This is a genomic window from Roseovarius sp. JB2-10, from assembly GCF_055693585.1.
The window spans coordinates 2,016,577-2,042,241 of the sequence record NZ_CM146337.1; the positions used below are offsets into that span (position 1 = coordinate 2,016,577).

The 25,665-nt window shown below is 57.3% G+C and carries 31 protein-coding genes; 22 read left to right on the forward strand and 9 right to left on the reverse strand.

Going from position 1 to position 25,665, the window contains the following annotated elements:
• Positions 1–7 precede the first annotated feature (7 nt).
• Genes ACZ1HJ_RS10095 through ACZ1HJ_RS10115 form a run of 5 tightly spaced genes read left to right on the forward strand, consistent with a single transcriptional unit; the run spans position 8 to position 4,518 of the window.
• Positions 8–1,165, forward strand: a complete 1,158-nt coding sequence (locus tag ACZ1HJ_RS10095; RefSeq protein ID WP_472718545.1) for an FIST N-terminal domain-containing protein — start codon at positions 8–10, stop codon at positions 1,163–1,165.
• Entirely contained in the window at positions 1,162–3,456 is a 2,295-nt protein-coding gene (locus tag ACZ1HJ_RS10100; RefSeq protein WP_472718546.1) for a hybrid sensor histidine kinase/response regulator, read from the forward strand. Before ACZ1HJ_RS10095 ends, ACZ1HJ_RS10100 begins: the two co-directional genes overlap by 4 nt.
• 33 nt (positions 3,457–3,489) lie before the next feature.
• Entirely contained in the window at positions 3,490–3,915 is a 426-nt protein-coding gene (locus ACZ1HJ_RS10105; protein WP_472718547.1) for a hypothetical protein, read from the forward strand.
• Positions 3,899–4,162, forward strand: coding sequence for a hypothetical protein (locus ACZ1HJ_RS10110; protein ID WP_472718548.1), 264 nt, complete (start codon positions 3,899–3,901; stop codon positions 4,160–4,162). Before ACZ1HJ_RS10105 ends, ACZ1HJ_RS10110 begins: the two co-directional genes overlap by 17 nt.
• Positions 4,159–4,518, forward strand: coding sequence for a hypothetical protein (locus ACZ1HJ_RS10115; RefSeq protein ID WP_472718549.1), 360 nt, complete (start codon positions 4,159–4,161; stop codon positions 4,516–4,518). Before ACZ1HJ_RS10110 ends, ACZ1HJ_RS10115 begins: the two co-directional genes overlap by 4 nt.
• A gap of 27 nt (positions 4,519–4,545) precedes the next feature.
• On the opposite strand, the gene ACZ1HJ_RS10120 is transcribed toward ACZ1HJ_RS10115, so the two are convergent.
• Positions 4,546–5,358: a quinoprotein dehydrogenase-associated SoxYZ-like carrier gene (locus ACZ1HJ_RS10120; protein ID WP_472718550.1), complete on the reverse strand. Its 813-nt coding sequence runs from the start codon at positions 5,356–5,358 to the stop codon at positions 4,546–4,548.
• Between the two features lie 123 nt (positions 5,359–5,481).
• Between ACZ1HJ_RS10120 and ACZ1HJ_RS10125 the strand changes: the two genes are divergently transcribed.
• A complete protein-coding gene (locus ACZ1HJ_RS10125) occupies positions 5,482–6,525 on the forward strand; it encodes a quinoprotein relay system zinc metallohydrolase 2 (RefSeq protein WP_472718551.1) in 1,044 nt (347 codons plus the stop codon).
• Positions 6,526–6,547: 22 nt separating this feature from the next.
• Here the strand turns inward: ACZ1HJ_RS10125 and ACZ1HJ_RS10130 are convergent, their stop codons facing one another.
• Positions 6,548–7,024, reverse strand: coding sequence for a hypothetical protein (locus tag ACZ1HJ_RS10130; protein WP_472718552.1), 477 nt, complete (start codon positions 7,022–7,024; stop codon positions 6,548–6,550).
• A 310-nt stretch (positions 7,025–7,334) separates the two neighbouring features.
• Between ACZ1HJ_RS10130 and ACZ1HJ_RS10135 the strand changes: the two genes are divergently transcribed.
• The 7 genes from ACZ1HJ_RS10135 to ACZ1HJ_RS10165 all read left to right on the forward strand — a co-directional run bounded on the left by ACZ1HJ_RS10135 (position 7,335) and on the right by ACZ1HJ_RS10165 (position 13,595).
• The gene (locus ACZ1HJ_RS10135) at positions 7,335–8,447 is read left to right on the forward strand and encodes an S-(hydroxymethyl)glutathione dehydrogenase/class III alcohol dehydrogenase (RefSeq protein ID WP_472722190.1); all 1,113 of its coding nucleotides are present in this window, start codon (positions 7,335–7,337) and stop codon (positions 8,445–8,447) included.
• 3 nt (positions 8,448–8,450) lie between these two features.
• Positions 8,451–9,281, forward strand: a complete 831-nt coding sequence (gene fghA / locus ACZ1HJ_RS10140) for an S-formylglutathione hydrolase (protein WP_472718553.1) — start codon at positions 8,451–8,453, stop codon at positions 9,279–9,281.
• Between the two features lie 26 nt (positions 9,282–9,307).
• The gene (locus ACZ1HJ_RS10145) at positions 9,308–9,697 is read left to right on the forward strand and encodes a c-type cytochrome (RefSeq protein WP_472718554.1); all 390 of its coding nucleotides are present in this window, start codon (positions 9,308–9,310) and stop codon (positions 9,695–9,697) included.
• Between the two features lie 123 nt (positions 9,698–9,820).
• Positions 9,821–11,623: a lanthanide-dependent methanol dehydrogenase XoxF5 gene (gene xoxF5 / locus ACZ1HJ_RS10150; RefSeq protein ID WP_472718555.1), complete on the forward strand. Its 1,803-nt coding sequence runs from the start codon at positions 9,821–9,823 to the stop codon at positions 11,621–11,623.
• A gap of 80 nt (positions 11,624–11,703) precedes the next feature.
• Positions 11,704–12,216, forward strand: a complete 513-nt coding sequence (locus ACZ1HJ_RS10155) for a c-type cytochrome, methanol metabolism-related (RefSeq protein WP_472718556.1) — start codon at positions 11,704–11,706, stop codon at positions 12,214–12,216.
• 21 nt (positions 12,217–12,237) lie between these two features.
• Positions 12,238–13,041 (forward strand): substrate-binding domain-containing protein, encoded by an 804-nt coding sequence (locus ACZ1HJ_RS10160; RefSeq protein WP_472722191.1) that lies wholly within the window; start codon positions 12,238–12,240, stop codon positions 13,039–13,041.
• Between the two features lie 32 nt (positions 13,042–13,073).
• The gene (locus tag ACZ1HJ_RS10165) at positions 13,074–13,595 is read left to right on the forward strand and encodes a PQQ-dependent catabolism-associated CXXCW motif protein (protein WP_472722192.1); all 522 of its coding nucleotides are present in this window, start codon (positions 13,074–13,076) and stop codon (positions 13,593–13,595) included.
• Between the two features lie 19 nt (positions 13,596–13,614).
• On the opposite strand, the gene ACZ1HJ_RS10170 is transcribed toward ACZ1HJ_RS10165, so the two are convergent.
• Genes ACZ1HJ_RS10170 through ACZ1HJ_RS10180 form a run of 3 tightly spaced genes read right to left on the reverse strand, consistent with a single transcriptional unit; the run spans position 13,615 to position 15,897 of the window.
• On the reverse strand, positions 13,615–14,427 hold the full coding sequence (locus ACZ1HJ_RS10170; RefSeq protein WP_472718557.1) for a quinoprotein dehydrogenase-associated SoxYZ-like carrier: 813 nt from the start codon (positions 14,425–14,427) through the stop codon (positions 13,615–13,617).
• Positions 14,427–15,368: a YVTN family beta-propeller repeat protein gene (locus ACZ1HJ_RS10175; protein ID WP_472718558.1), complete on the reverse strand. Its 942-nt coding sequence runs from the start codon at positions 15,366–15,368 to the stop codon at positions 14,427–14,429. Before ACZ1HJ_RS10175 ends, ACZ1HJ_RS10170 begins: the two co-directional genes overlap by 1 nt.
• Positions 15,352–15,897, reverse strand: coding sequence for an SRPBCC family protein (locus ACZ1HJ_RS10180; protein WP_472718559.1), 546 nt, complete (start codon positions 15,895–15,897; stop codon positions 15,352–15,354). The genes ACZ1HJ_RS10175 and ACZ1HJ_RS10180 overlap by 17 nt, the downstream gene beginning before the upstream one ends.
• A 265-nt stretch (positions 15,898–16,162) precedes the next feature.
• Here ACZ1HJ_RS10180 and ACZ1HJ_RS10185 point away from each other — a divergent pair, with 265 nt between their 5' ends.
• From ACZ1HJ_RS10185 to ACZ1HJ_RS10215, 7 genes are read left to right on the forward strand one after another with little or no spacing between them, the layout of a single operon-like run.
• Positions 16,163–17,347 (forward strand): ABC transporter substrate-binding protein, encoded by a 1,185-nt coding sequence (locus ACZ1HJ_RS10185; protein WP_472722193.1) that lies wholly within the window; start codon positions 16,163–16,165, stop codon positions 17,345–17,347.
• A gap of 12 nt (positions 17,348–17,359) precedes the next feature.
• Positions 17,360–18,331: a YVTN family beta-propeller repeat protein gene (locus ACZ1HJ_RS10190; protein WP_472718560.1), complete on the forward strand. Its 972-nt coding sequence runs from the start codon at positions 17,360–17,362 to the stop codon at positions 18,329–18,331.
• Between the two features lie 18 nt (positions 18,332–18,349).
• Positions 18,350–18,787, forward strand: coding sequence for a cupredoxin domain-containing protein (locus tag ACZ1HJ_RS10195; protein WP_472718561.1), 438 nt, complete (start codon positions 18,350–18,352; stop codon positions 18,785–18,787).
• Between the two features lie 13 nt (positions 18,788–18,800).
• Complete coding sequence (locus ACZ1HJ_RS10200; protein WP_472718562.1) at positions 18,801–19,052, forward strand: PepSY domain-containing protein; 252 nt, start codon at positions 18,801–18,803, stop codon at positions 19,050–19,052.
• Between the two features lie 15 nt (positions 19,053–19,067).
• The gene (locus tag ACZ1HJ_RS10205; protein WP_472718563.1) at positions 19,068–20,033 is read left to right on the forward strand and encodes an ABC transporter substrate-binding protein; all 966 of its coding nucleotides are present in this window, start codon (positions 19,068–19,070) and stop codon (positions 20,031–20,033) included.
• 6 nt (positions 20,034–20,039) lie between these two features.
• On the forward strand, positions 20,040–20,789 hold the full coding sequence (locus tag ACZ1HJ_RS10210) for an ABC transporter permease (protein WP_472718564.1): 750 nt from the start codon (positions 20,040–20,042) through the stop codon (positions 20,787–20,789).
• On the forward strand, positions 20,786–21,382 hold the full coding sequence (locus tag ACZ1HJ_RS10215) for an ABC transporter ATP-binding protein (RefSeq protein ID WP_472718565.1): 597 nt from the start codon (positions 20,786–20,788) through the stop codon (positions 21,380–21,382). Before ACZ1HJ_RS10210 ends, ACZ1HJ_RS10215 begins: the two co-directional genes overlap by 4 nt.
• A 46-nt stretch (positions 21,383–21,428) precedes the next feature.
• Here ACZ1HJ_RS10215 and ACZ1HJ_RS10220 read toward each other — a convergent pair whose 3' ends face one another.
• The 4 genes from ACZ1HJ_RS10220 to ACZ1HJ_RS10235 form a co-directional block, all read right to left on the reverse strand.
• Complete coding sequence (locus tag ACZ1HJ_RS10220) at positions 21,429–22,691, reverse strand: FCSD flavin-binding domain-containing protein (RefSeq protein ID WP_472718566.1); 1,263 nt, start codon at positions 22,689–22,691, stop codon at positions 21,429–21,431.
• A 23-nt stretch (positions 22,692–22,714) separates the two neighbouring features.
• Positions 22,715–23,047 (reverse strand): c-type cytochrome, encoded by a 333-nt coding sequence (locus tag ACZ1HJ_RS10225; protein WP_472718567.1) that lies wholly within the window; start codon positions 23,045–23,047, stop codon positions 22,715–22,717.
• A 109-nt stretch (positions 23,048–23,156) separates the two neighbouring features.
• Entirely contained in the window at positions 23,157–23,486 is a 330-nt protein-coding gene (gene soxZ, locus ACZ1HJ_RS10230) for a thiosulfate oxidation carrier complex protein SoxZ (protein ID WP_472718568.1), read from the reverse strand.
• A 19-nt stretch (positions 23,487–23,505) separates the two neighbouring features.
• On the reverse strand, positions 23,506–23,946 hold the full coding sequence (locus tag ACZ1HJ_RS10235; RefSeq protein WP_472718569.1) for a thiosulfate oxidation carrier protein SoxY: 441 nt from the start codon (positions 23,944–23,946) through the stop codon (positions 23,506–23,508).
• A gap of 210 nt (positions 23,947–24,156) precedes the next feature.
• Between ACZ1HJ_RS10235 and ACZ1HJ_RS10240 the strand changes: the two genes are divergently transcribed.
• Entirely contained in the window at positions 24,157–24,876 is a 720-nt protein-coding gene (locus tag ACZ1HJ_RS10240; protein ID WP_472722194.1) for an ABC transporter ATP-binding protein, read from the forward strand.
• Positions 24,873–25,664, forward strand: coding sequence for an ABC transporter permease (locus ACZ1HJ_RS10245; protein ID WP_472718570.1), 792 nt, complete (start codon positions 24,873–24,875; stop codon positions 25,662–25,664). The genes ACZ1HJ_RS10240 and ACZ1HJ_RS10245 overlap by 4 nt, the downstream gene beginning before the upstream one ends.
• The last annotated feature ends 1 nt before the right edge of the window (position 25,665 follow it).

A 25,665-nucleotide genomic window follows, 5' to 3' on the forward strand; every position in this document is an offset into this window, starting at 1 on the left:
CGGGGCGATGCGCGACACCGTTTCACGCCCCTCCTATGTGACCGTTGGCCGCTCTGACAATCCAGTTGCACGTGTGGCGGTTGAAGAAGCCACGCTTGATATCCAACCTCGCGATGCGTGTTTTGTTATGGCTTTCGTGCCAACCGCGCTGGATTTGGACGACACGATCGACGCATTGGATGACAGGTTGGGCGGGGTGCCGGTTTTTGGCTGCACGACAGCTGGCCAGATCACATCGGAAGGGTACGAGGCGGACGCGTTGTTGTTGCTGGCCTTCCCCAAGGCAAATTTTCGCTGCGCCTCAACGCTGCTTGACGAACTCAACCCTCTGTCGACAACAACTATCGCGGCTCAAGCCCGCCGTCACGCCGAGAAATTCCGTTACACCGCGGGCTGGAACCGCTTGGCGCTGATCTTCTCTGATGGGCTTTCGAAACAGGAAGACGTTCTGGTAGCAACCCTTGAACTCGCCCTCGACGGATTGCCCATTTTCGGCGGTTCAGCCGGGGATGGCTTGTTGTTCGAAAAAACCTTCGTTCTGCACGAAGGGCGTGCGCACACCAATGCCGCCGTGTTGCTCCTGATTGAAACCAATCTGGAGTTTCAGGGGCTTGGGTTTGACCACTTCCTGCCCGTTGGCACGCCCATCGTCATCACGGACGCAAACCCCGACGAACGGCTGGTCTACGAGATCAACGGCGCGCCGGCCGCGCTGGAATACGCGCGGCTGGTGGGCTGCCCAACGGAACATTTGTCACCCCAGGTTTTTGCAGAAAACCCGCTGCTGGTGCAGCACAAATCCAACCACTACGTGCGTGCCATCAGTGATGCCGGTGCGGGTCATGCCCTGTCCTTTCTCGCCGCGATAGACGACGGGCTGATCATGACACTGGGGCAAGGCCAGGAAATCCTGGAGACACTGGAAGCAGGTCTGAACGTGCGTAATCAAAAAGGAAGTGAGCCGGATTTCATTCTTGGGTTCGATTGCGTGCTGCGCAAACTGGAGATCGAGCAGAAGCAATTGCGCAGCGAGGTGTCCGATTGCCTGAAGTCCCACCGCGTTCTGGGATTCAACACGTATGGCGAGCAGCAATCCGGTGTGCATATGAACCAGACCTTCGTGGGCATTGCTTTCTTTGAACCCGAAGAGCGGGCGCTCACATGACCATGATCAATCCGGACGATCCTCTTGCGGAACAGATTGCCAAACAGGCCAAGATCATCGACGCTTTGGTACGCCGCGCCAGCCGACAGGATGATGTCGGACCGTCGGCTTTTCGGGCATTTGAAACCGCGATTGACCTGCAAGAACAGATGGTGGAGCAGAGCCGCGATCTGGAACGGGCCACAACCGAACTCGAAAGTGCACGCTACGAGCGTGAACGCAGCCGCAAAAGCCTGGTCGAGGCGCTGTCTTCGATGGAAGAGGGGTTTGCTCTTTTTTCGGCCGGCCGGTTGGACCTTTGCAACGATCTCTTTCGCTATCTTTTGACTGATGTATCCGATGAGGTCGTGCCGGGGCTCAGGATCGAACAATACTTCAATCTGATGAGCGAGAGCGCGCATTTGGTATCGACCGATCGGTCTCTGGGGCTGGTTGCCGCGGCGTTGAAGGACCCGCAGGACGATGTGGCAATTGTCTCGATGGTGATCGAGCTCAAACAAGACCGCTGGTACCAGATGAGTGCACAATATGCGTCGACTGAAAACGTCGTGCTGTTGCTGACGGAAATCACCGCAATCGTACGGCGCAATCGGCGCGAAAAGGAATCGCTGATCGACCGGCAGGCCGATTACATGCAAGCGGTCTTCCAGAATATGGGATCGGGTGTCTGTACCTTCTCCGCCTCCGACGAAGTGATGATGCAAAACGCCCGTTTCCGCGAGATTCTGGGCATCCCGATGACGATCCTTGAGCCCGGTATGCCGTTGCAGCGCGTGCTTGAATTTATGGCCGCACGTGATCTGGTGAAGCTCGAGGATGGCGATCTGGTTGAGAAGTGGCGTCATATTCTGCGCAGCAAGGGTCATTTTCACCGCCGCGTGCGTCATGGCGCGGACCGGGTGATGGATATACACGCCAATGTGCTGCCGGATGGTGGATATCTGGTCGAGCTTATGGACGTGACGATCGAAGCGCGCGCCACAGAACATCTGGAAAACCGGGTCATGGCGCGGACGGCGGAGCTGACGCGCGCCAATGCGAAACTGGTCGAGGAATACGAGGAAAAGGCTCGGGTCGAAGAAGAGTTGCGGCTGGCCAAGGAACGCGCCGAGGCCGCGGTATCCTCCAAAACCCGGTTTCTGGCCGCGGCGAGCCATGACCTTTTACAACCGATCAATGCTGCTAAGCTTCTGATATCGACGCTCAAGGAAATCACCCGCGAAACCGAATTTCACGGTATGATGGAGCGGCTGGATGGCGCATTTGGCTCGGCCGAGCATCTGTTGCATTCGCTTCTGGATATCTCACGCCTCGAAAGTCCGGACCCGGATGCGGTGTCCCCGACAACGGTCAGCCTTGCGCCATTGATGGGCGGCATTTTTGCCGATCAAGCGCTGGTCGCTGAAGAGAAGAACGTCAAACTATCGGTCATTCCCTGTTCGGTCTTTGTGCATTCGGATCCGGTGTATCTGCTGCGCTCGGTGCAGAACCTCGTCGTGAATGCCATCCAGTACACCAAACCGGGCGGGCGGGTCTTGCTGGGATGTCGGCGGCACAAGGGGAAGGTTCTTCTGGAGGTCTGGGACACGGGTATTGGCATTGCGCGCAAGGATCAGGCCCGTATTTTCGAAGAGTTTGCCCGGGGTGATGATGTTCCCATCGGCTCGGGTGTCGGGCTGGGCCTGTCGGTTGTCGACCGGGCCTGCCGTCTTTTGGGGCACAAACTGTCGGTCAGATCGAAACCGGGCGTCGGATCGGTTTTTGGCATCGAACTGGAGCAGGTCGAAGGGCATGACGACAGGGCCGAAACCGAAACGCTGATGCAGCCGCATGATGATCTCTTGCTGGAACATATCGTTCTGGTCATCGAAAACGACCGCGACGTTCTCTACGGCACCACCCGGTGGCTTGAACAATGGGGCGCAAGCGTGTTGCCCGCAAGTTCAACCGAAGAAGCGCTCGATTTCGTCCGGGACATGGGCCTGCCACCGGATATCATCCTTGCGGATTATCACCTGGATCACGGGGCGACAGGCGTTGAGGCGATTGCAAAAATTCGAGAGGTTTCCGGCAGCCATGTGCCGGCTATCCTGATCACCGCGAACCGCAGCAAGGATTTGCGGCAATCGGGGATACAAAATGATATCTCGGTCATGACCAAACCTGTAAAGCCCTCGCAACTGCGCCCCCTGATTGATTGGAAAATCCGGTGGCATTCAGTGGTCCAGAGCGAAGAACGGATACGCGCGTTGAGCATACCGACAAAAGTCGGCGATGACAGGGTTGTCTGAACGCATAGGATCACAAGTCGGAGGATGAAAGCGATGAGCAGACCGTTTGTGTTATCAATAATTGCCGGCATCTGCGCGGCGAGCGTCACGCTGGCGTCGCAGTTGGATGGAGAAGAAACCTATAACCTGTTGTTCCGGGATGGAACGCTGGACCAAATCGACCGCAAGCAGGAACTGGTGTATCAACGCGAAGTGACCAATACCCTCAAGCCGGAGGCGGCTGAGCGGGATACGGGTGAGATCGCGCTGTCATTTCGCGAACCCAAGAAAGAGCTGGCTCAGCTTGAATTCCGCCGGGAGGAAAAGCACCGCAGTTTGGGCGTTTTCCCGGCCAGCGTCGGCAATCCCATGATCATGTATTTCTATGAAACCGTGATCCGGGACATGGCTGAATCTCGCCGGCGGCAGCCCCTATTACATCCGCAACCGCGTGAAGGAGGCGTTGATCCAGCCCTCTGACATGGAAAAAGGCGAGGCCATGGTGGCGGGCAAAAACGTTGTGACCCGCACTGTCCGGCTTTATCCCTTTGCCGATGATCCCAACAAGGACCGTATGCAGGGCTTCGGCGCGTTGGAATTGAGTGTCACCATGTCGGAAGAGGTGCCGGGCTGGTATATCAGCCTTGTGGCGGAGGCGGTTGAGAAGGGCGCGCCCGTCTACCGTTCGGAGTTGCGCTTTGATGGTCTTGAGGCCGTAGCAGAATGAGGTATGGCGCGCCGTTGGCCATATTGGCGCTGATCGCTTGGACCCCTGACAAGAGCCATGGCCAGTCTGTGGCAGAACAGCTGAATGACTACCCCACTGCCGCGCGGGCGGATTATGTGTTTGCCTGCATGGTCACCAATGGGCAAAGCCGCGAAATGCTTGACCGGTGCTCGTGTTCCATTGATGAAATCGCGGGCATCTTGCCCTATGAGCAGTACCTGCAGGCCGAAACTGTTTTGTCGATGCGCCGGGTTGGTGGGGAACGCATGGCGTTTTTCAACTCGGCGGCAATGGCCGAAAATCTGGTGGCTGATCTCAGGCGCGCACAGGCAGAAGCAGAAATAATCTGCTTCTGACCGCTCTTGTTGACAGTTTTCTGTGGTTTAGCTCTCGGCTGTCTTGGGCAGGTCGCGTTCGAAGCTGTTGCCCTCGGTATCAGTCGCTTTGATCGTCAGGGACGTCGCCCCGTTATCATTGTACGAAAAGCGGAATACGGGGTTTTCCGAGATCGAAATGCCACCATCCATGGTGAACATCAGCTCTTCGCCCTGCCAAACCTCGATATGGTCGATGAAATGCGCCGGAATGAAAAGCTGTGTGACCTGATCGCGCTGCAGACCCGAATAATTGGGATGCCGGATCATGATCTGTGCTTCACGGCGCGGCGTTGACATCATGGCGCCGCCATCAAACGTGCGAAGCTTCATCTGACCCATGGAGGCCAGCGCGACCTCCGGATCGCGGCTCGCAGGCGCTGAACAGCCGCCGGATGCTTTGACAAACCGGCCGGTCATGTGGAACCCGTCAGGTGTTTCCGCGATGACCCGAACGTTTGAATACTGGTTCACCCGCACGCGCATTTCGAAATCAAGCTGGCCCATGCCGGGAAGGAATTTGAAGACGCCGGCCACAGGTGCCGGGTTTTCATCTACAACGACTGTCGCTGCCGTGATCCGTGCGTTGGGATCCAGCTGGCGCAATGTGACGGGGACCGTTGCCGCATCATGAGCGCGGTAGGGCGCTTCGACCGACAATAGTTGCTCGGCACCGGCGATTTCCACATCACCCAGTACATCACCGCGCAAATCCAGCCACGTCTCGCTTTCCGTCAGCGGGTTCTTGACCTCTTCGCCAGCCCATAATGGGGCGGCAATCAAGCTGGTCACAACCGCCAGAGTTGCAAGTTTGGGAGCCATGATTTCTCCTCCTTCTTAAAACAAGGCGGTTTATGCCATAAATTCTCGCAAAAAGATACTGCTACGAATGGCTGAATAGGCGCTGTGCGCTCTTATGGTAGCGTGCCGTGCGGAGGAAAGCACATGTTCGAAGCCGTCCTGACCTTGTGTGCAAGCCTGTCTGACGGGCCGTGCAGGGATCATTTGCTGCCCGGTGCAGAGGCGCAGACACAGGCAGAATGCAAAGCCAATCTGGCCGCGGCAAAGGTCACAATGCCTGATTTGGACGATTTGGTGGCGAAAGGTCCTGCCCGGTGCCAAACCGTTGGGAAGTCATTGGAATTCGTGGAGGTTGCGGATGGTGTTTTTGCCCATCGTGGGGCAATCGAAGAGCCAAATATGCGCAACAAGGGGGATGGCACCAATCTGGGTTTCGTGATCGGCGCGCGCAGCGTTGCGGTGATCGATACGGGCACGGCAAGGTGGATGGGTGAGGCGACGTGGCGCGCCATCCGGGCGCGTACGGAATTGCCGGTCAGCCATGTTGTATTGACCCATATGCATCCGGATCACATGCTGGGCGCGCAGTTTTTTGCCGAATCTGGCGCGGCAATTGTGGGCCACGCGGCGCTTCCGCGTGCATTGGCGGACCGTCAGGAAAATTACCTCGAAAGCCTCGAGCGTTTGATTGGCCTCGAGGATTTTCTGGGCACGCGCTCTGTGGCCGTCACACAACGTGTCGAAGACCGTGCCGACATTGATCTGGGGGACAGGGTTTTGCATCTACGGGCCTGGCAAGTTGCCCATACCGGTACGGATGTCACGGTCGAGGACCGCAGCACCGGCACGATGTTTACTGGCGATCTGGTGTTTCATGTGCATACGCCAGCACTGGATGGTCGGTTGCTGGGCTGGAAAGTGGTGCTGGATGAAATGGCGCAGATGGATATTTCGCGGATCGTGCCGGGTCATGGTGGACCGGTGCTGGATTGGCCTCAAAGCGCCCGACCGATGCAGCGCTACCTGAACGTGCTGGAAACCGACACCCGCGCCGCGATCGACAGCGGTCAAAGGCTAGGCGATGCGGTGGAGGAGATCGCGCAAAGCGAAGCGGACCAATGGCAATTGTTCGACGCCTATAATCCCCGCAACGCAACGGTCGCCTTCACGGAACTCGAGTGGGAGTGAGCCATCCGCCACAGTGCGCGGCTTACCCTTCCTCTTTCACGACCTGTTGCAGCATTTGCGCGATGCCAAACAACCGCCGTTCCAACAACGTAGGCGTTTCGCATAGATATGTGATTGAGCGTTGCCGATCCGTGTAGATGACCTGATCCCAATCGATCTGCTCTTCCAGCAGGTCCACACGATCAAAATCAGGTTCTGCCGCAGCCATGATCGTATTCATCTCACCTCGGGCGCCATCGATCTTTTCGGCAAGTGCAATTTGGCCAAGCGAGAAATCACCAATGCCCTTCATGATGCGTCCGCGTCGCTTGGAGAGCGTGTCAAACACCCGCGCAAAAACCAGTCCAAGTGTGTCAGCCTTGCCATCGTATTTATCGGCGAAACTGGCGACCTCGTCTTGCAGCTCCTCCAGCGGAATGCGCCGTAGCACAAGCGTCTCAGCCAATTCAGAAACGTCAGTGTTCAGGGCCTCATCCGTTTCGGCAAGGCTTCTGTCCACGGGCAGGGGCCACATGAGGCCAAGCGACAGATTTTCTACCTTGCGTTGTATGCACGGCCAGGTAGGATCGGAAAAGTCGGCAGCGTGTCCGGATGTGGCAGCCAAACACAAGATCAAGATCATGGGGCGGTTAAGTGGCATATCGAACCTCGCTGGTGATCGACGAACTATGCCCGCCTGAATAGGCCAAGTCTATCCCGCCGAATACACACTATTGTCTAAGTTGTTTGAGTAAGGCTGCCACATACATACTGGAACCCTGCTGCATGGGCTTATTGCCGCCACATGCATAGGGAGGAAGTCATAAATGATGAAAACACGCGCTGCTGTTGCTGTAGCTGCTGGCCAACCGCTTGAAATAATGGAAGTCAACCTCGATGGGCCACGTGCTGGCGAGGTATTGGTCGAGATCAAGGCGACAGGGCTGTGTCATACGGACGAATTCACCCGATCGGGTGACGACCCCGAGGGTATCTTCCCGGCCATCTTGGGGCACGAGGGCGCGGGCGTGGTGATCGAAGTGGGCGAAGGGGTCACCACGCTCGAGGTCGGCGATCATGTGATCCCGCTCTACACGCCGGAATGTCGGGAATGCGAATACTGCCTTAATCCGAAAACCAACCTCTGCCAGAAGGTACGTGCCACTCAAGGTCAAGGGCTGTTGCCCGACGGCTCTACCCGGTTTTCAATGCTCGATGGCACACCAATCCACCACTATATGGGCTGCTCGACCTTTGCCAACCATACGGTCGTGCCCGAGATTGCGCTGGCCAAAGTCCGCAAAGACGCACCGTTCGACAAAATCTGCTACATCGGCTGCGGCGTAACCACAGGCATCGGTGCCGTCATCAACACCGCCAAGGTCGAGATCGGTAGCCGGGCGATTGTCTTTGGTCTGGGCGGCATTGGCCTCAACGTGATCCAGGGTCTGCGAATGGCGGGCGCCGATCAGATCGTGGGCGTTGATCTGAATGACGACAAAGAAGAGATGGGCCGCCATTTCGGCATGACGGACTTCGTGAACCCGTCGAAAGTAAACGAAGACATGGTGGCGCATCTGGTCGAGTTGACCGGAGGTGGTGCGGATTACACGTTTGATGCCACGGGCAACGTGAACGTCATGCGCACCGCGCTTGAAGCGTCGCACAAAGGCTGGGGTGAAAGCATCATCATCGGAGTTGCACCTGCGGGTGCCGAAATCTCGACGCGTCCATTCCAACTGGTCACCGGCCGCAGCTGGAGAGGCACCGCCTTTGGTGGTGCCAAGGGCCGCACGGATGTGCCCAAGATCGTCGACTGGTACATGGACGGCAAGATCGAGATCGACCCGATGATCACGCACAAGCTGACGCTGGATGAAATCAACCATGGGTTTGATCTGATGCACGAAGGCAAATCAATCCGCGCCGTGGTGGAGTTCTGATCCATGGAGCTTGAGGTCATCTCGAAAAACCAAAGCTTTGGGGGCACGCAGGGGGTGTACAAGCACCACTCAAACACCTGCGGCTGCGAGATGACTTTTGCGGCCTATCTGCCGCCGCAGGCGTTGGACGGTCCTGTCCCCGTGTTGTGGTATTTGTCTGGCCTGACCTGCACCCATGAAAACGCGATGACCAAGGGTGGGTTTCAGGAACATGCCTCGAAACACGGGCTGGCGCTGATTTTCCCGGACACGTCGCCCCGCGGCGACGGGGTAAGCGATGACGGCGCATATGATCTGGGCCAGGGGGCTGGATTTTACGTGAATGCCACGCGGGATCCGTGGCGGGCGCACTACCGCATGTATGATTACGTGGTGAACGAATTGCGTTCGATCACGATGAATAATCTGCCGCTACAGGACCGCCACGGCATCACCGGGCATTCCATGGGTGGGCATGGTGCGATCACGATCGCGATCCGCAACGCGGATCTATTCGACTCGCTGTCGGCCTTTGCCCCGATTGCAAACCCGACCCAGTCCGATTGGGGACGCAAACAGCTCAGCGCCTATCTGGGCGATGATGAAAGCGCCTGGGCGGACCACGATTCCACCTTGCTGCTCGAAGAACACGGCTGGAAAGGCGATCTGCTGGTTGATCAGGGGGCAAGCGACCAATTCCTCGACCTGCTCAAACCCGAAGCCCTGGCGGACATGATGGCCAAGCGGCGTCAGCCCGGTCAGGTGCGCATGCAAAAGGGCTACGACCATTCGTATTTCTTCGTGAACACCTTCGCGGGCGACCACGTTGCGTGGCATGCCCAGCAACTGAACTGAAACGACTGAAATTGGAAAGAGACCGTATGTTTAAAAAGCTTCTCACCACCATCTGCCTGATGGCCCTGCCGACACTCGGCAGCGCGGCCGGTGATGAGGCTAAGGGCGAAAAGGTCTTCAAGAAATGCAAGGCGTGCCACGAAGTTGGCGAGGGCGCGCAACACAAGGTAGGTCCGGCGCTGACCGGGGTTGTCGATCGTCCGGTCGCCAGCGCAGAGGGTTTCAAATACTCCAAAACGCTGGCTGCACTTGGTGCGGAGGGCAAGACCTGGAGTGCTGATGAACTGTCGGCTTTTCTGACCAAGCCGCGTGACTATGCGAAGGGCACCAGCATGGCCTTTCCGGGTCTGCGTAAGGAAGAAGACCGGGCCAATGTCATTGCGTATCTGTCCACCTTCGGGGGTGACGGATCGTAATTTTCGAATTGTCTGGGACGCGGGAGGAGAGACCCTGCAATCCGGACAAAAAATGGTACCTGACCCTATCCCGGGTCAGGTATCAAACTAGCGGCAAGCCTGCCGCATCCATGGGAGGAAAAAATGAAGAAGCTACTGCTTTTGACCTCAGGGCTCGCCTTTTTGTCAGCGCCGGCGGCGTTTGCAAATGACGATCTCGTTGCTCAGATGGAGAACCCAAAACAATGGGCGATCCAGACGGGCGATTATAAAAACCAGCGATATTCGGAACTTGACCAGATCAATTCTGAAAACGTCGGTGATTTGCAGGTGGCATGGACATTCTCGACCGGCGTATTGCGCGGGCATGAGGGTTCGCCGCTGGTGATCGGCGACACGATGTACGTCCATACACCGTTCCCGAATATCGTATATGCGCTGGATCTGGCCAATGAAGGTAAGATCATCTGGAAGTATGAGCCCAAGCAGGATCCGGATGTTATTCCGGTGATGTGCTGTGACACGGTGAACCGTGGCGTGGCGTATGGCGACGGCAAGATCTTCCTGCATCAGGCGGATACCAAGCTTGTGGCGCTTGACGCCAAAACCGGTGCGGTTGCCTGGGAAGTTCAAAACGGCGATCCGGCCATTGGTGAAACCAACACTGCAACGGTTCTTCCGATCAAAGACAAAGTCATCGTCGGTATCTCAGGCGGTGAATTTGGTGTACGCGGTTCGGTGACGGCCTATGACATGAGCACTGGCGATTTGGCCTGGCGTGCATATTCGATGGGACCGGATTCGGACATCCTGATGGATCCCGAAAACACCACACACCTGGGCACACCGGTGGGTGCTGACTCAGGCACGAACACCTGGGAAGGTGATCAGTGGATGATCGGTGGCGGAACGACTTGGGGTTGGTACTCTGCCGATCTCGAAGAGAACCTGATGTACTACGGTACAGGGAACCCATCGACCTGGAACCCGGCACAACGGCCTGGTGACAACCGTTGGTCGATGACCATCATGGCGCGTGACATCGACACCGGCATGGCGAAATGGGTTTACCAGATGACCCCGCATGACGAGTGGGATTATGACGGCATCAATGAAATGATCCTTTCGGAGCAGGAAATTGATGGCGAGATGCGCAAGCTTCTGACCCACTTTGACCGTAACGGTCTTGGCTACACAATGGACCGCGTTTCCGGCGAGCTTCTGGTCGCTGAAAAATTCGATCCGGTTGTGAACTGGACCACCGGCGTTGATATGGATCCAAACTCGGAAACATATGGCCGTCCGGCGGTTGTGGCTCAATACTCTACGGAACAGAATGGCGAGGATGTAAACTCTACCGGTATCTGTCCTGCGGCGTTGGGCACCAAAGACCAACAGCCTGCGGCATACAGCCCGAAAACCGAGCTGATGTACGTGCCAACCAACCACGTTTGCATGGACTACGAGCCGTTCCGCGTCAGCTACACCGCAGGTCAGCCCTATGTGGGTGCGACACTGGCGATGTACCCTGCACCGGACAGCCATGGCGGTATGGGTAACTTCATCGCCTGGGACAACATCAACGGTGAGATCAAATGGTCCATCCCCGAGCAATTCTCTGTTTGGTCGGGCGCTTTGGCAACCGCGGGTGACGTGGTCTTCTACGGCACGCTGGAAGGTCATCTGAAAGCTGTACATGCTGACACGGGCGAAGAGCTTTACAAGTTCAAAACCCCGTCGGGCATCATCGGCAACGTGATGACGTACGAGCAAGCCGGCAAGCAATACATCGGCATTCTGTCCGGTGTTGGCGGCTGGGCCGGTATCGGCCTTGCGGCTGGCTTGACCAACCCCAATGACGGCCTTGGCGCGGTGGGCGGCTATGCTGCACTCAGCGACTACACCGCTCTGGGTGGTCAGCTGACCGTGTTCGCACTGCCGAACTGATTGGCTCCCTGAGCCTTTAAATCAACTGATTGGCGCGGCCCTTGGGTCGCGCCTCTCCAACGAAGAAACAGGTGAGATTTATGAGACTGACAGGACGTTTTTGGGTTGCTTGCCTTCTTGCAGGACTACCGCTGGCCGCTGCCGCACAGGATGTAGATAATTTGACCGCTGCCTATTCGGAAGACGGCAAGTATTTCACGGAAGATGATGTGCCGACGTACAATATTGCCGAGGATGGTACGGTGGATTGGCCGACCTATTCGGGCTTTCGTCGATACCATGCTGAATGCCATGTCTGCCACGGCCCCGAGGGCGAAGGCTCGACCTATGCCCCGGCTTTGAAGAATTCAGCGATTGATATGGACTACTACGACTTTGTGTCCGTTGTTGTGAACGGTCGCAAACGCGTGGGTGCTGCGGAAAATTCGGTGATGCCCAGTTTCGGTGAAAACCCAAACGTGATGTGCTATCTCGACGATATTTATGTATATCTCAAGGCCCGTGGCGCAGAGGTTGTGCCGCGTGGGCGACCCGGCAAAAAAGAACCGAAAAACGAAGTTATTCGAGAGGATGAAAATGCCTGTCTGGGCTAAGACCCGAGACTACCTCGCGCCATTTTTGCTGGGATTTTTCTGGCAAGCGCCGGACATGCGCAGACCTCTGACCTTGTGTCCAACAATGCCCTGAGGGTCTGCGCGGATCCGGCCAATGACCCGATGTCCAACCAGGACGGCACTGGGTATGAAAACCAGCTGGCCGAGTATGTGGGTGCCAAACTGGAACTGCCGGTGCAATATACATGGTACCCGCAGGCCACCGGGTTCATCCGAAACACGCTCAAAGCCAAGCGCTGCGATATCGTGATGGGCTACGCGCAGGGCCACGAGCTGGTGTTGAACACCAATCACTATTTCACCTCCGCCTATACGTTGATTGTGCCTCAAGACGGCCCGCTTGCGGAGGTCAGCGCGTTAAGCGACCCTGCGCTTAAAGGGCTGCGGATCGGCATCATTGCAGGCACGCCGCCCGCCGCACACATGGCGCGCAACGGGTTGATCGCCAAAGCGAAGGCTTACAATCTGGTCGTGGATCGCCGCCATGAAAGCCCGGTCTTGGATATGCTGAATGATCTGACCGCGGGTGACATTGACGCGGCTATTCTGTGGGGGCCTCTTGGCGGACCATTGGTCAAAACCGACTACCCCAACATGAAAGTCACGCCGCTGGTGCAGGAAGAGCTTCCGCCGCGCCTGTTCTTCCGGATCACGATGGGTGTGCGTCAGGGCGAAAAGGTCTGGCAACGCAAACTCAACTCGCTCATCCGACGCGGACAGGAGGACATCAACGCCATCTTGTGGCAAGCAGGCGTTCCGTTGGTCAATGATCTGGGCACCGAGGTTCTGGAGCTCTCTCAGTGATCCGTTTCAGCGCGGTAGGGGCATTCTGTCTGATGATGCAAGCCGCCGCCGCGCAAACGGTTCCAGAGCCGGAAGACTACCGCATGGATCACTACCGGGCGCCTGTCCCGGGCGCATTAGAGGGTGCCACCACCATCGGCCCCGAAGAAGCATACGCGCTCTGGGAAAAGAAAACCGCCAGTTTCGTGGACGTGTTACCGCAAGCCCCCAAACCATCAAATCTACCGGAAGGCACGATCTGGCGCGATAAACCCCGCCATTCGATCCCCGGTGCCATCTGGTTGCCCAATGTAGGCTACGGCGCAATTGCCGACGCGACGGCGGACTATTTTCGCGCTGGATTGGACGTCGTGACTGAGGGTGACATCACCCACCCGGTGGTCTTTTTCTGTCTTGAAGATTGCTGGATGAGCTGGAATGCCGCGCGCCGTGCGGTCGAATGGGGACACACGGATGTCTATTGGTTCCCGGAAGGCACGGATGGCTGGCAATTGTGGGATTATCCGCTGGAACGGGTGAAACCCGTACCGGGTCAGCCACAAGCAGGCGGCTGACCGCTTTTCGTTTTTAGTTTCAGAAACCAGCCAGTTTCTTATGAACGCTGCTTTGTGCGCCGCTGGTGTCTGTCATCGTCACATCCACCTCCTGCGTCCGGCCGGGCACCGACAGGGCAACGCGTGGGTTTTCCGACAGCGAAATCGACCCCGACAGTTCCACGTAGCCTGCGCCATCAAGCGCAATATCCACGGTTTCGATATACCGCATCGGGATAAAGAGAAGCGAGATCTGATCCATTTGCATGCCTGAATGTGACGGGTGTGAAATGTCCACGTCCATCCGGTTCAGGCCGGATTTCAGGCTGGTCAACAAGCCGGTGTCCACGCCGGGCAGGGCGGGCGTTACGGCAATGTCCATTTGGCCAAGCGAGGCAAGCGCCAGTTCCGGATCCGTGCCGGGAGGGGCCGCGCAGGCCCCCTGGCCAGAGGTTTTCACAAAGGTTTCTGTGACAAACAACCGCCCATCATCGGTTTCGGCGATGACATGCATGGGCGTCGGCCCGTTGATGCGCAGCGTGATGTCGAAGAAGAAGCTGGGTTGCGGGTCGGTCAGATCAAAAACCGCAGAGACCGGCATCGGATTTTCATCCAGCACAACCGTCACCTTGGCGATGTTCGCGCCATCCGGTGCGGTGATCTGTGCCGCGATATCCGTGCGGGCATCGTCAAAGGTCCGGTAAGGTGCATCCACGGCGACCACCCGGTTGCCATTCAGCATCATGCGTTCGCCATAGAGCTGGTACTTGACCGCGTCCCATGCCTCGTTTGATGCTTGGGCCGGCAGCGCAAATGCAAACAGCAACGCCGAAATTAGTGCAGGTAGTCTCATTATTGGTCTCCTCCGAGAAGAAATGCGCCAAAGGCCCGAGGGCCATCGCAAACCTCAATTTCTTGTAGCACAGAAAGGGTTTTTGCGTCTACGACGCTGATTGTGTTGTCAAACCAGTTGGCCACGATGATCTTTTGACCGTCAGATGTTGACTCGATGCCTTCAGGGTATTCCCCAACATCAATCTTGTCGGTGTGGCTTAGCGTTTCGAGATCAATAACGCTCAGGGTGTTTTCGTATTGGTTGGTCACAAATGCGCGGCTCGGCGTGAAGGATACGCCATAGGGTCGTTCGCCCACTGCAATGGTGGCACGAACGGCACCTGCCTCGACATCCACGATACTGATGTCATTGGACCCGACATTGCCCACAAACAACCGCCCGTCCGGCGCAAACTGCAAGCCGAAGGGGCGGGTGCCAACAGGAATTTTCAAAAGAAAGTCAAGGGTTTGCGCGTCAAACACTGATACCTGATCGGCGTTTTTGTCGGCCGATGCGACGTAGCGGCCGTCCGCCGATATTGCGATTCCCGCCGGCGCATCCCCCGTGGGCAATTCCGCGACAATTTCAAGCGTCTTTGCGGACAAAACCCACAGGCGCGCGTTGTACCAATCCGACACAAAAACCCGGTCACGATCCGCATCAAGTGCAATGCCGATAGGTCCGCCGTCCAACTCCGTTTGTGTGATAATCGCGCCGGTTTTGGCCTGCAGCATACGGATGGTCTTGCTGTCCGCGGAGACGGTGTAGACATGGCCGTTTTGGCCAACGGCAATGCCAGCGGGTTTCCCGGGTAGAGTCCAACGCGCGGTTTCAGCGCCTTTGTTCAGATCGACAACACTGAGCGCGTCGCCCGATTGGCAGGTGACAAAGGCCGTATCTGCCGTTGCCTGCGTTGCCAGCAGGCCGAGCGTCAGAAAGGCGCTATGTGCCCGCCGCACCGAAACGTTCCGTCAGCGCGTCCAGACCGGCCTGGTAGACACCCGTCACTGCGGCAATGGCGGCCGCATCATTCAGGTTTTCGGGCGGGTCATTGTTGGGGTAACCCCGGTAAAACGCGCCGCGCCATTCGATGATCGACCCGCCACCCTCGCGCGGTTTCACCGTCAGATGAGCAGAATAGTTGGTCACCGGCAGCACCTCGACCTTCACATCCGTGATCCGGTAGGAATAACTCATCTTTTCAGCGCTGTATTTGTACAAAACCTCCGCGACGGTCGGACCGCCTTCCTGACCGAGCGTCAAAAGGCGCGTGGCGTCGATATCATTGCCATTCTCACCCGTGGAGCCATGAACCGCTGGATGCCACGACATGTCCTGAAAGTTACCGATCGCGGCCCAAACCTCTTCGGGGTCTGCGGTCACTTCGGTTGTCATTGTGACTTTTTGCCGTGTGGGGCCATGAGCCAGTGCCCTTCCGGGCATCACGGCGGCGGCGGTCATTGCCAATAGAAAATCACGTTTTTGCATCATCCCTCCTTTGAGCGCTCCCGAAGCGCGGCAACCCCTGTGACACCTGAAACGCCAAAGGCAGCCAGCGCGCATGATTTTAGATAGGATAAGCAGCGACTGCCGCATGGTCCTATTCTTAAAAAATAAGAGTCGAGCTTCATGATGAGGCTGTTAGGCTTCACATAACAAGACGGCCAAAAGTATCGGTTTTCATTCAAAAAAATCGCAAGCTTAGTAAAGGCCGCGCCCGGATGCCGAGGGCGCAACACGGGAGGATCATGTGCTGAAAGGCCTATTTTCGCTTTTGGCGATCGTTATCTGGTGCGCCAGTGCCTTGCCTGCAGCTGCGATCGATGTGCGTGCGGCTGTGCTGCGGGTGGATTATCCAACGCTTCTGCCAATCTCCCGCTATGACCTGAAACCGGATGATCTGGGGTTTGCGGGTGCAGCGCTGGCCGACGAAGACAATGGGACCACGGGGAGTTTTCTGGGCCATACCTACGAAACGGTAACGGTCGCTGCGTCCCCGGAGGAGGCCGACGCGGCGCTCGAGAAACTCCTGAGTGAAGGCATTGATTTGCTTGTCGTTTTGGCCAGGGGCGAGGATGTGTTGCGCCTAACGGATCGCGCAGCATCGGCGGGGGCACTTGTGTTCAATGCGCAGGCCCCGGACGTTGCGATGCGCGATGCCGAATGCCGGGGTAACCTGTTGCACACGGCACCTTCGCACGCGATGGAAGCGGATGCGGTTGCACAATTTGCGATGTGGAAGAAATGGAATGAATGGCTTCTTGTCGGTGGCTCAAACCCCGACGATATTGCGCTGACCGAAGCCTACCGGCGCGCTGCCAAGAAATTTGGCGCAAAGATTGTGGATGATTTGACCTTCGAAGACACGGGCGGATCGCGACGCACGGACTCCGGTCACGTTTTGGTGCAACGCCAATTGCCCCTGTTTTTGCAAGATGCCGACGACCACCATGTGCTTATCGCCGCAGATGAAAACGATTATTTTGCGCGGTATCTGACCTATCATCTTTGGTTACCGCGCACGGTTATGGGCTCTGGTGGGTTGCGCCCTGTGACGTTTCACGGCGCGCATGAGGCCTGGGGTGCAACCCAGTATCACACGCGGTTCGAAGACCTGACGGGCCGCTATGCCATGGCCGAGGATTACAATGTCTGGCTCGCCCTGCGGGTTGTGGGCGAGGCTGTCACGCGGGCCAACACCGCAACACCTGAAGGCGTACGCGACTATGCGTTGTCCGACGCATTTGAGCTGGCCGCGTTCAAGGGGCAAAAGGTCACTTTCCGGGACTGGAACGGACAATTGCGTCAACCGGTGCTGCTCCATGATGGATCAATCACCGTTAGTGTCAGCCCGCAGGATGGCTATCTGCACCAAGTCTCGCCGCTCGATACATTGGGTCTTGATCGACCTGAATCCCGATGCACCGCGTTCAACTAAGGGAAAGAACTGATGAAATCCTTGTTCCTGACGACACTTCTGACGGTTTCCATGGCCGGTCCGGCACTTGCGGGCAAAGCCTTTGTTTCAAACGAGAGGGGCAATACGATCACAGTTCTCGATACGGATACCTGGGAAGTGATCACGGAATTTGCCGGAGGAAACCGCCCGCGCGGCATCACGGTAAGCCCCGACGGCACCAAGCTTTATGTCTGCGCGTCTGACGACAATATCGTCCGGGTTTTTGACACAGAAACCTACGAAGAATTACCCAGCCTTCCGTCGGGCCCGGACCCGGAATTGTTCATCATCGAACCCTCTGGCAAACGGCTCTATATCGCGAATGAAGATGACAATCTGGTCACCGTCACGGACACCGAAACCCGAACCATTCTGGCGGAAGTGCCCGTAGGTGTGGAGCCCGAAGGCATGGGAATGAGCCCGGATGCGAAATGGGTGGTTAATACATCTGAAACGACCAATATGGCGCATTTCATTTCCACCGAAGACTATCAGATCAAACACAATATTCTGGTCGATCAGCGCCCGCGGTACGCACAGTACACCGCCGACGGATCGCGCCTTTTTGTAACCTCTGAAATCGGCGGGACGGTATCCGTGATGGACATTGCCGAGGACGGAACGCCCAGTGTCGTTGGCAAGATCAGCTTTGAGGTGCCCGGCGTTTTGCCTGAATGGCTGCAGCCCGTCGGCGCCAAGGTGACATCGGATGGGAAACGTCTGTTCGTGGCACTTGGCCCTGCAAATCGGGTTGCAGTTGTGGATGCCCAGAGCCTGGAGGTTCTGGATTACATTCTGGTTGGTCAGCGGGTTTGGCAGCTTAGTTTCACGCCAGATGAAAAATACCTTCTGACGACCAACGGAAATTCGAACGATATCACTGTCATTGACGTTGCCAGCGAAAAGGCGGTGCGGTCTGTGCAGGTTGGCCAGCAGCCATGGGGCGTGGTGACCATTGAATAAGGTAAGGGAGAAATAAGGATGAAGAAGTGGATTTTAGCAGCCGCATTGGCGGGGATTGCAGCGCCGGTCAGTGCGGCCCCTCTATGCGATGACCTTGGATTTGCCGGTCTTTTGGCCAAGTGCAATCGCGGCGAGACCATCAAACTGACACTGGCGTCAGGTCAGCCCTTGGGCGAGGACGTGGTTTTGCAATCGGGGGCCTATTACAAGCTTGAGATCACGGCGGACGGCTCGGCCGAACTGGCCGTCGAAGGGCCAAGTTTCTTTCGCGCGATCTGGATGAACGAGATCGTCATCAACAAGATTGAAATTCGTCCCATGGCGATCGATTCCATCGAGTTTGACAAAGCGGGCGTGGTTGAATTGTCGTTTATCGCCATCAAGCCCGGCAGCCATACATTGCGCATTCCCGGCTCCACCGGCGGTGCGCAATCCGTCACTTTTTCCATCCAGTAATTGAGAGGTCCTGATGAAACATCTTATCGCCCTTATCCTTGCCACAACAGTCACGGCGCCCGCCTTTGCGCATGGTCACCTGGACGCGGAAACCATTGCCAAGATCGAAGCTCTTCTGGCCTCCATGGAATGCCAGATGGATCCCGACGACATTGAAGTTGAGGATGACGGGTATGAATTGGACGACGTGATCTGCAAAGGCGGCAACCAGTTCGACATCGAGCTCGACAAGGACCTGAACGAGGTCGGACGTCGGGCGGAATAGACCGGGGAGGGGCCCATGAAACCATTTTGGTGGGTCCACGTCATTGTCATTGCAATCGCGGGCCCGCTTTGGGCGGACGATGCGCCCGTTCTGCGCGCCGCGGTGCTGAAAATTGGCACGGTCAATTGGGAACTGGCCGTCATTTCCGATCAGGGCCTCGACAAAAAGCACGGCTTTAGCCTTAAAATTCAACCCTATGCCGACAATGGCGCCACCCGGATTGCCGTGGCGGGTGGCGCGGCCGACATGGCTGTGGCGGATTGGATTTGGCTGGCGCGGCAACGCGCGGCCGGAAAGGATTACACCTTTATCCCGTATTCGCGCGCCGTGGGCGGCGTGGTGGTGCCCGCCAACTCGACCAGCACAAACCTCAAGGACCTGGCGGGAGGCAAGATTGGAATTGCCGGAGGGCCGCTCGATAAATCATGGTTGATCCTGCAAGCCTACGCGCAACAGCAGTACGGTATGGACCTGATCGCGCAAACGGAACAGGTCTACGGCGCACCTCCCTTGATCTTCAAATCCGCGTTGGGCGCGGAATATGCGGGCGCGGTAAACTACTGGCACTTTCTGTCCAAAATGAAGGCTGCAGGGATGCGCGAACTGATCTCCGTAGAAGAGGCGGCGCGCGCCCTGGGGCTCGACGCGGATACGCCGCTTGTGGGCTATTACTTCAAGGAGAGTTACCTTGCGGAACATCCTGATCTGGCGCAGGCTTTCTATGATGCCAGCCGGGAAGCCAAAGACATTCTGGCCGATGATCCTGCCGCCTGGGGTGCGTTGCGGCCGCGCATGAATGCGGCCACCGAAGAGGAATTCGAACGACTGAAGGCGGATTGGATCGACGGCATCCCAGAGCGCGCGCCGATCAACGAAAAAGCTGCGGGAAAGATGTTGGCCGTGATGGTTGATGTCGGTGGTTCGGCCCTTGTCGGCGACATAACACAAATCCCGCCCGGCCTTTTTGCGGATGTGAAGTAACGCGAAATGACGGATACACGCCTCACGCCTGTGTTTTCCATTCTGGGGCTGCTGAGCCTTTGGGTCGTGGCGGCGATGTTGACAGATGACGCGCAATTGCTGCCCACGCCCTGGGCTTTGCTGCCGAAGTTTGCCCAGGAAATGGCGTCGGGTGAGTTATGGACCCATCTTGGCGCAACGATCCTGCGGGTGATCTGGGCATTTGGCCTTGCCATGACCCTTGGCGCGGCCATCGGCATGGCTATGGGGCGGTCGGCGGCGTTGAACCGGTGGCTGGACCCCTGGTTGGTTGTCTTTCTGAACCTCCCCGCCCTCGTCTTGATTGTGCTTTGCTATCTCTGGATCGGACTGACTGAAGCTGCTGCGATCATTGCCGTTACGCTGAACAAAGTGCCCAACGTCGCCACGGTTGTGCGTGAAGGTGCGCGGGCACTTGATCCTTCCTATGACGCGCTGGCGCAGGTCTATCGCATGTCGTACTGGCAACGTCTGCGTCACGTGATCTTGCCGCAACTGGCCCCCTTCATCGCGGCCGCTGCACGGTCCGGCGTGGCTGTGATTTGGAAGATCGTGCTTGTGGTCGAATTTCTGGGCCGATCTTCCGGCGTTGGCTTTCAGATTCATCTTTATTTTCAGCTTTTTGATGTGTCGATGGTGCTCGTCTACGCGGTATCCTTCATCTGCGTGATGCTGCTGGTCGAATGGGTTTTGCTGCAGCCGTGGGAGCGCCGGGTCGGGCGGTGGCGCAGCGCATGATTGATGTTGCCATCAAATCCAAACACTTCGGCGCATTGCAGGTGCTTGGCGCGGTCGAATTTTCGATCTCAGGTGGAGAAACCGTAGCACTGGTCGGCCCGTCGGGCATCGGCAAGTCCACGATCCTGCGTATCGTTGCGGGCATTGACACGGAATTCGAAGGCCGTGTTCAGCGCCCCGAGGCGTTGGCCATCGTCTTTCAGGAGCCAACCCTGTTGTTGTGGCGATCTGTGCGGGACAATTTGCGCATCGTTCATCCCAAACTGAACGCGCAACACATCGATCGCGCGCTGGATCAAGTCGGGTTGACGGGCAAATCACACGTATTTCCCGGGCAGCTTTCATTGGGACAACAAAGGCGATTGTCACTGGCCCGCGCGTTTGCCGGGCGGCCAGAGTTGCTGATCATGGATGAACCCTTCGTGTCGCTTGACCCGGAAACAGCTCACAGCATGGTGCAACTGACGGAGGCCCTAATTGCGGAGCATAAACCGGCCACTCTCTTTGTGACCCACGCGATGCAGGAAGCCGACAGGCTGGCAAATCGGGTCTTACGGCTCCGCGCAAGCGCCACTGGAGCTACGCTGGAATAGTCATTCCACGATAAATCTATGGACCCGATGGGTGACGTGGTGACGCTTAGCTGAACATGTCGGCGGTGATGCTGGCATACCACCCTTCGGATTCCAGATACGTATCCTTGCGCAGTGCGGCGGTCTCTCCGGTCTGACTGATAAACCCGTCGACGCGGGCGATCTTTTCTTCCGTCGCCTCATAGGTCGCGCCCACTTTGACGCCATCATCAGGTGCGATCAACGACCAACAGGTATTGGCAAAACGGGCGGGAAAAACCTTGGAGTCGGTCAACGCACCGCGCACGGCATTGGCGCAAACCTTGGCTTGTGAATTGGCCGAAAACCCTGATTTTGGCATGTCACCCTGTTGGCTGGCATCCCCCAGCACATGGATGTCGGGGTTGGCCTTGCTGGACATGTCTGCCGCCGTGACCGGGGCCCAATTGCCATCGGTGACGCCTGCTATTTCCGCAATCCGCCCCGCTTTCATGGCCGGAATGACGTTGCACACATCCACCGCTGTTTCTTCGCCATCAATGGTCAGGGTCATCGCGTGCGGATCAACCGAGACTGCCCCGCCGCCAAACTCTTCCCCGATCCAATCGATCATGCCGGGGTAATGCGTCGCCCAGCCATCTTCGAACAACGCCATTTTCGAAAATTTGGGCTTGGGATCAGCGATGATGATCTTGGCGGTAGGATTGGTCTGTTTCAAAAGATGCGCCACCATCGACACCCGTTCATATGGGCCGGGCGGGCACCGATACGGGTTGGGCGGGGCAACCATCGCATAGGTTCCGCCCTCTGGCATCGCCGCGACCTGAGCTCTGAGCAGTTCGGTCTGCGATCCCGCCTTGAAGGCATGTGGCATGGCATTTTGCGCTTCAATGCTCCAGCCATCAACGGCGCCGTCCACAAAATCAATGCCGGGCGACAGGATAAGCTTTTCGTAGCCAAGCGTCGCCCCACCGGCCAGCGTGACGGTGCGCGCCGCAGGATCCACATCCACCGCCCAGTCGTGGATCACGTTAATTCCGTGGTTCGCGGCAAGTTGACCGTAGGTATGGCTAATATCGTCGATGTTCTTGAAACCACCCAAATAGAGGTTCGAGAAAAAACAACTGAAATACGTGCGCGACGGCTCAACCAGTGTCACATCAATCGCGCCCTCGCTGTCCTTGGCGATGTACCGCGCGGCGGTTGCTCCCCCGGCACCCCCGCCAATGACGACAACCCGCGGCCTGCCGTGCCCGTCTGCCAACACATGCGGGGCCGCAATGGTGGCCGCGGCGCCCGTTCCTAAAAACGTCCGTCTGTTCAATCCCATGATCTCTCCCCTCGTTGCTGGTGTCAGTCGAGGCCGGCAAAATAGGCCGCGAGTGCCGCAATCTCTTCATCGTTCAATCGGCTGGCGATCATCTCCATCACAGGATGCGTGCGCCGTTTTGATCTGTAGTCGTGCAGGGCTTCGACAATTGTTTCGCGCTCCTGTCCTTTGATCACCGGTATCCCCGCTGCACCGCTGTCCAGGCTGTGGCAGGCCACACATTCCCCTGACAGATACGCGCCAAATTCGGGATCACCTTCTATCGCCAACACGTCCTGTGGCACTGAACTGTCGCTGGCAAAACTTATTGCCGGAAGTCCAGAAACCACGCTCAAAATCAAAGCCGCACGTTTCATATGTGCCACCGCGCTTGCATTTCTGAGGCCCCAACCCGGAGCGTTGACCAGTCTTTCCAATTTGACCTCGCGCCAAAACCCACACTTTAGTCGGCACTCATGGCCGCGCTCAGACCACTGTGATCTCTTTCTGCGCGGTGTAAACGGCCCCGTCTTCGTCGTGCCATGCAAAGGAAAACACGCCGGATTTGGGCACACGTGCCTGAAACTCGAAAAACGGGTTTGTCGAAATGCCAGGCTCAATCGTGACATCGACAACCGTTTCACCCTCAAAGCTGCATTCAAACCGATAGATGATGCCGCGCGGAATAGGCAGGCCAAGCGCATTCATCCGCAACCCGTTTTCCATCCGATGAGTGATCAGCGTCTTGATGGTGATGACTTCATCCGCCCGGGCGGTTTTGGGCAGCTTGATGCGTGTCTTTACCCCGTCTGCCATGCGGACCTCCTCGTGGACATCACGCGCACCCGCCAACCAGAACGTCTACATGGGCAACGGCTCTGTGTATATCGCCATTGGCCATGCGGGCCAGCGCCACGACATCTTGGGTTTGTGCCAGACGCATGCGCGTTGATAGCTGTTGCGCGGCGGATAGCGGCCCGAAATGCACATGTGTGATACGTTTGAAGGGATTGCCCGGGGCAATCAACGCAATTTCAGTAGCACCGGGTGCATTGACTGCGACAGCCACCCTGTAGCCATCTTCGGCCACGTCCGGCAAAGTGAGTTCGACACCGCCGTCTGTGATCGTCGCGTCACCTACAAACTCCGCGATGACCTCTTCGGTGCTGGGACCCACATCAGGCAGCGTATGGGTCTGAGCATGCGATGGCAGGGCCAGAAGGCATAAAGCGCCTGTACCACCCCTGATCATATCGCGTCGTTTCAGCGTCATCATACGTGCCTAATTCCCAAGTCGCAGGCCGTTGCTTTGGCTATAGCATCCTATCGTCCCTACGCGGCTCGACATATAACATCTCTGTGAGCGCAGGCATACTTTTGTCTTGTGGCGGCGCTATCCGGCACCCTTGAGGTGCCCGCACTTTGCGGGCAAGCTGCAAGACGGGGAACGAGGCGGTTGGCGGAGGCGCAGAAGGGTGAGCATGAGATGACAGGCGGTCTGATCGTACGCGATCTCAGCTTTGAATACGGGGCCAAAAAGGCGCTGGACCACGTGTCGTTCACCGTGTCTGGTGGAACATTTTGCGCGCTATTGGGCCCCAACGGTGCCGGGAAATCCACCCTGATCGCGCTACTGACCCGGCTTTTGGTTGCACCACAGGGCGACATTCACCTCGCCGGGCATGATTTGCGTGCGCACCCCCGGCGGGCGCTGGCCGATCTGGGTGTTGTGTTCCAGCAATCCACGCTCGATCTCAATCTGACGGTGCGCCAAAACCTTGCGTATTTCGCGGCGCTTCACGGCATGGCGCGCAGCGAGGTGGCTGGTCGCATCGATACGGTGCTGGACAGGTTGGACATGCGCGAACGGGCCGATGAAAAGGCAGGGGCCCTCAATGGCGGCCACCGTCGCCGGACGGAACTTGCCCGATCTTTGCTGCATGACCCTAAAGTTTTGTTGCTGGATGAGCCGACAGTGGGCCTTGATGCAGCGGCACGGCGCGCGATCACAGAACATGTGCATGCCTTGGCCGAGCAGGGTTTGTGCGTGCTGTGGACAACACACCTGACCGATGAGGTGCAGGACGCCGACCAATTGGTTGTTTTGCATCGCGGACAGATTTTGACCGAAGGAAACGCGGGGGCATTGCGAGGTGGCGATACCTTGTCGGACTGGTTCTTGTCGCAAACAAGGGACACGGCATGACCGGCTGGTGGGGCGTTGCACGCGCAATCATAGGTCGGGAATTCTTGCGGTTCGTGCACCAGCGCGAACGATTTATCGCGGCCCTTGTGCGCCCGCTGGTCTGGCTTTTGGTGTTTGCAGCCGGGTTTCGCGCAGCGTTGGGTTTGTCGATTATTCCACCCTACCAAACCTATATCACCTACGAGACCTATATCGTTCCGGGGCTGTGCGCGATGGTGCTGTTGTTCAACGGCATGCAAAGCTCGCTCAGCCTGGTTTACGACCGCGAGATGGGATCGATGCGCCTGCTGTTGACCAGTCCGTTCCCACGATGGTGGCTGCTCTTTTGCCGGCTGTTTGGCTCCACAGTGATTTCGGTGCTGCAGGTCTATGCGTTTTTGGGCATCGCCGCACTTTTCGAGATCACCATGCCGGCATGGGGCTACGTTGCCGTTTTGCCGGGTCTTTTCCTTGGCGGGTTAATGTTGGGGGCGCTTGGCCTGGTATTGTCCAGCTTTATCAAGCAATTGGAAAATTTTGCCGGGGTGATGAATTTCATCATCTTTCCCATGTTTTTCCTGTCCTCAGCGCTCTATCCGCTGTGGAAAATGGCTGAAAGCTCGCCGTTCTTGCGCGACATTTGCGCACTCAATCCGTTCACGCATGTGGTCGAATTGATCCGTTTTCTGCTCTATCTGCAGTTCAACATGGCGGCATTCCTGTGGGTGCTCCTGAGCACAATTGCGCTCGGTGCCATCGCTGTTTGGGGGTATGACCCCGCCCGTGGTCTGATGAAACGAAAGACGTGAT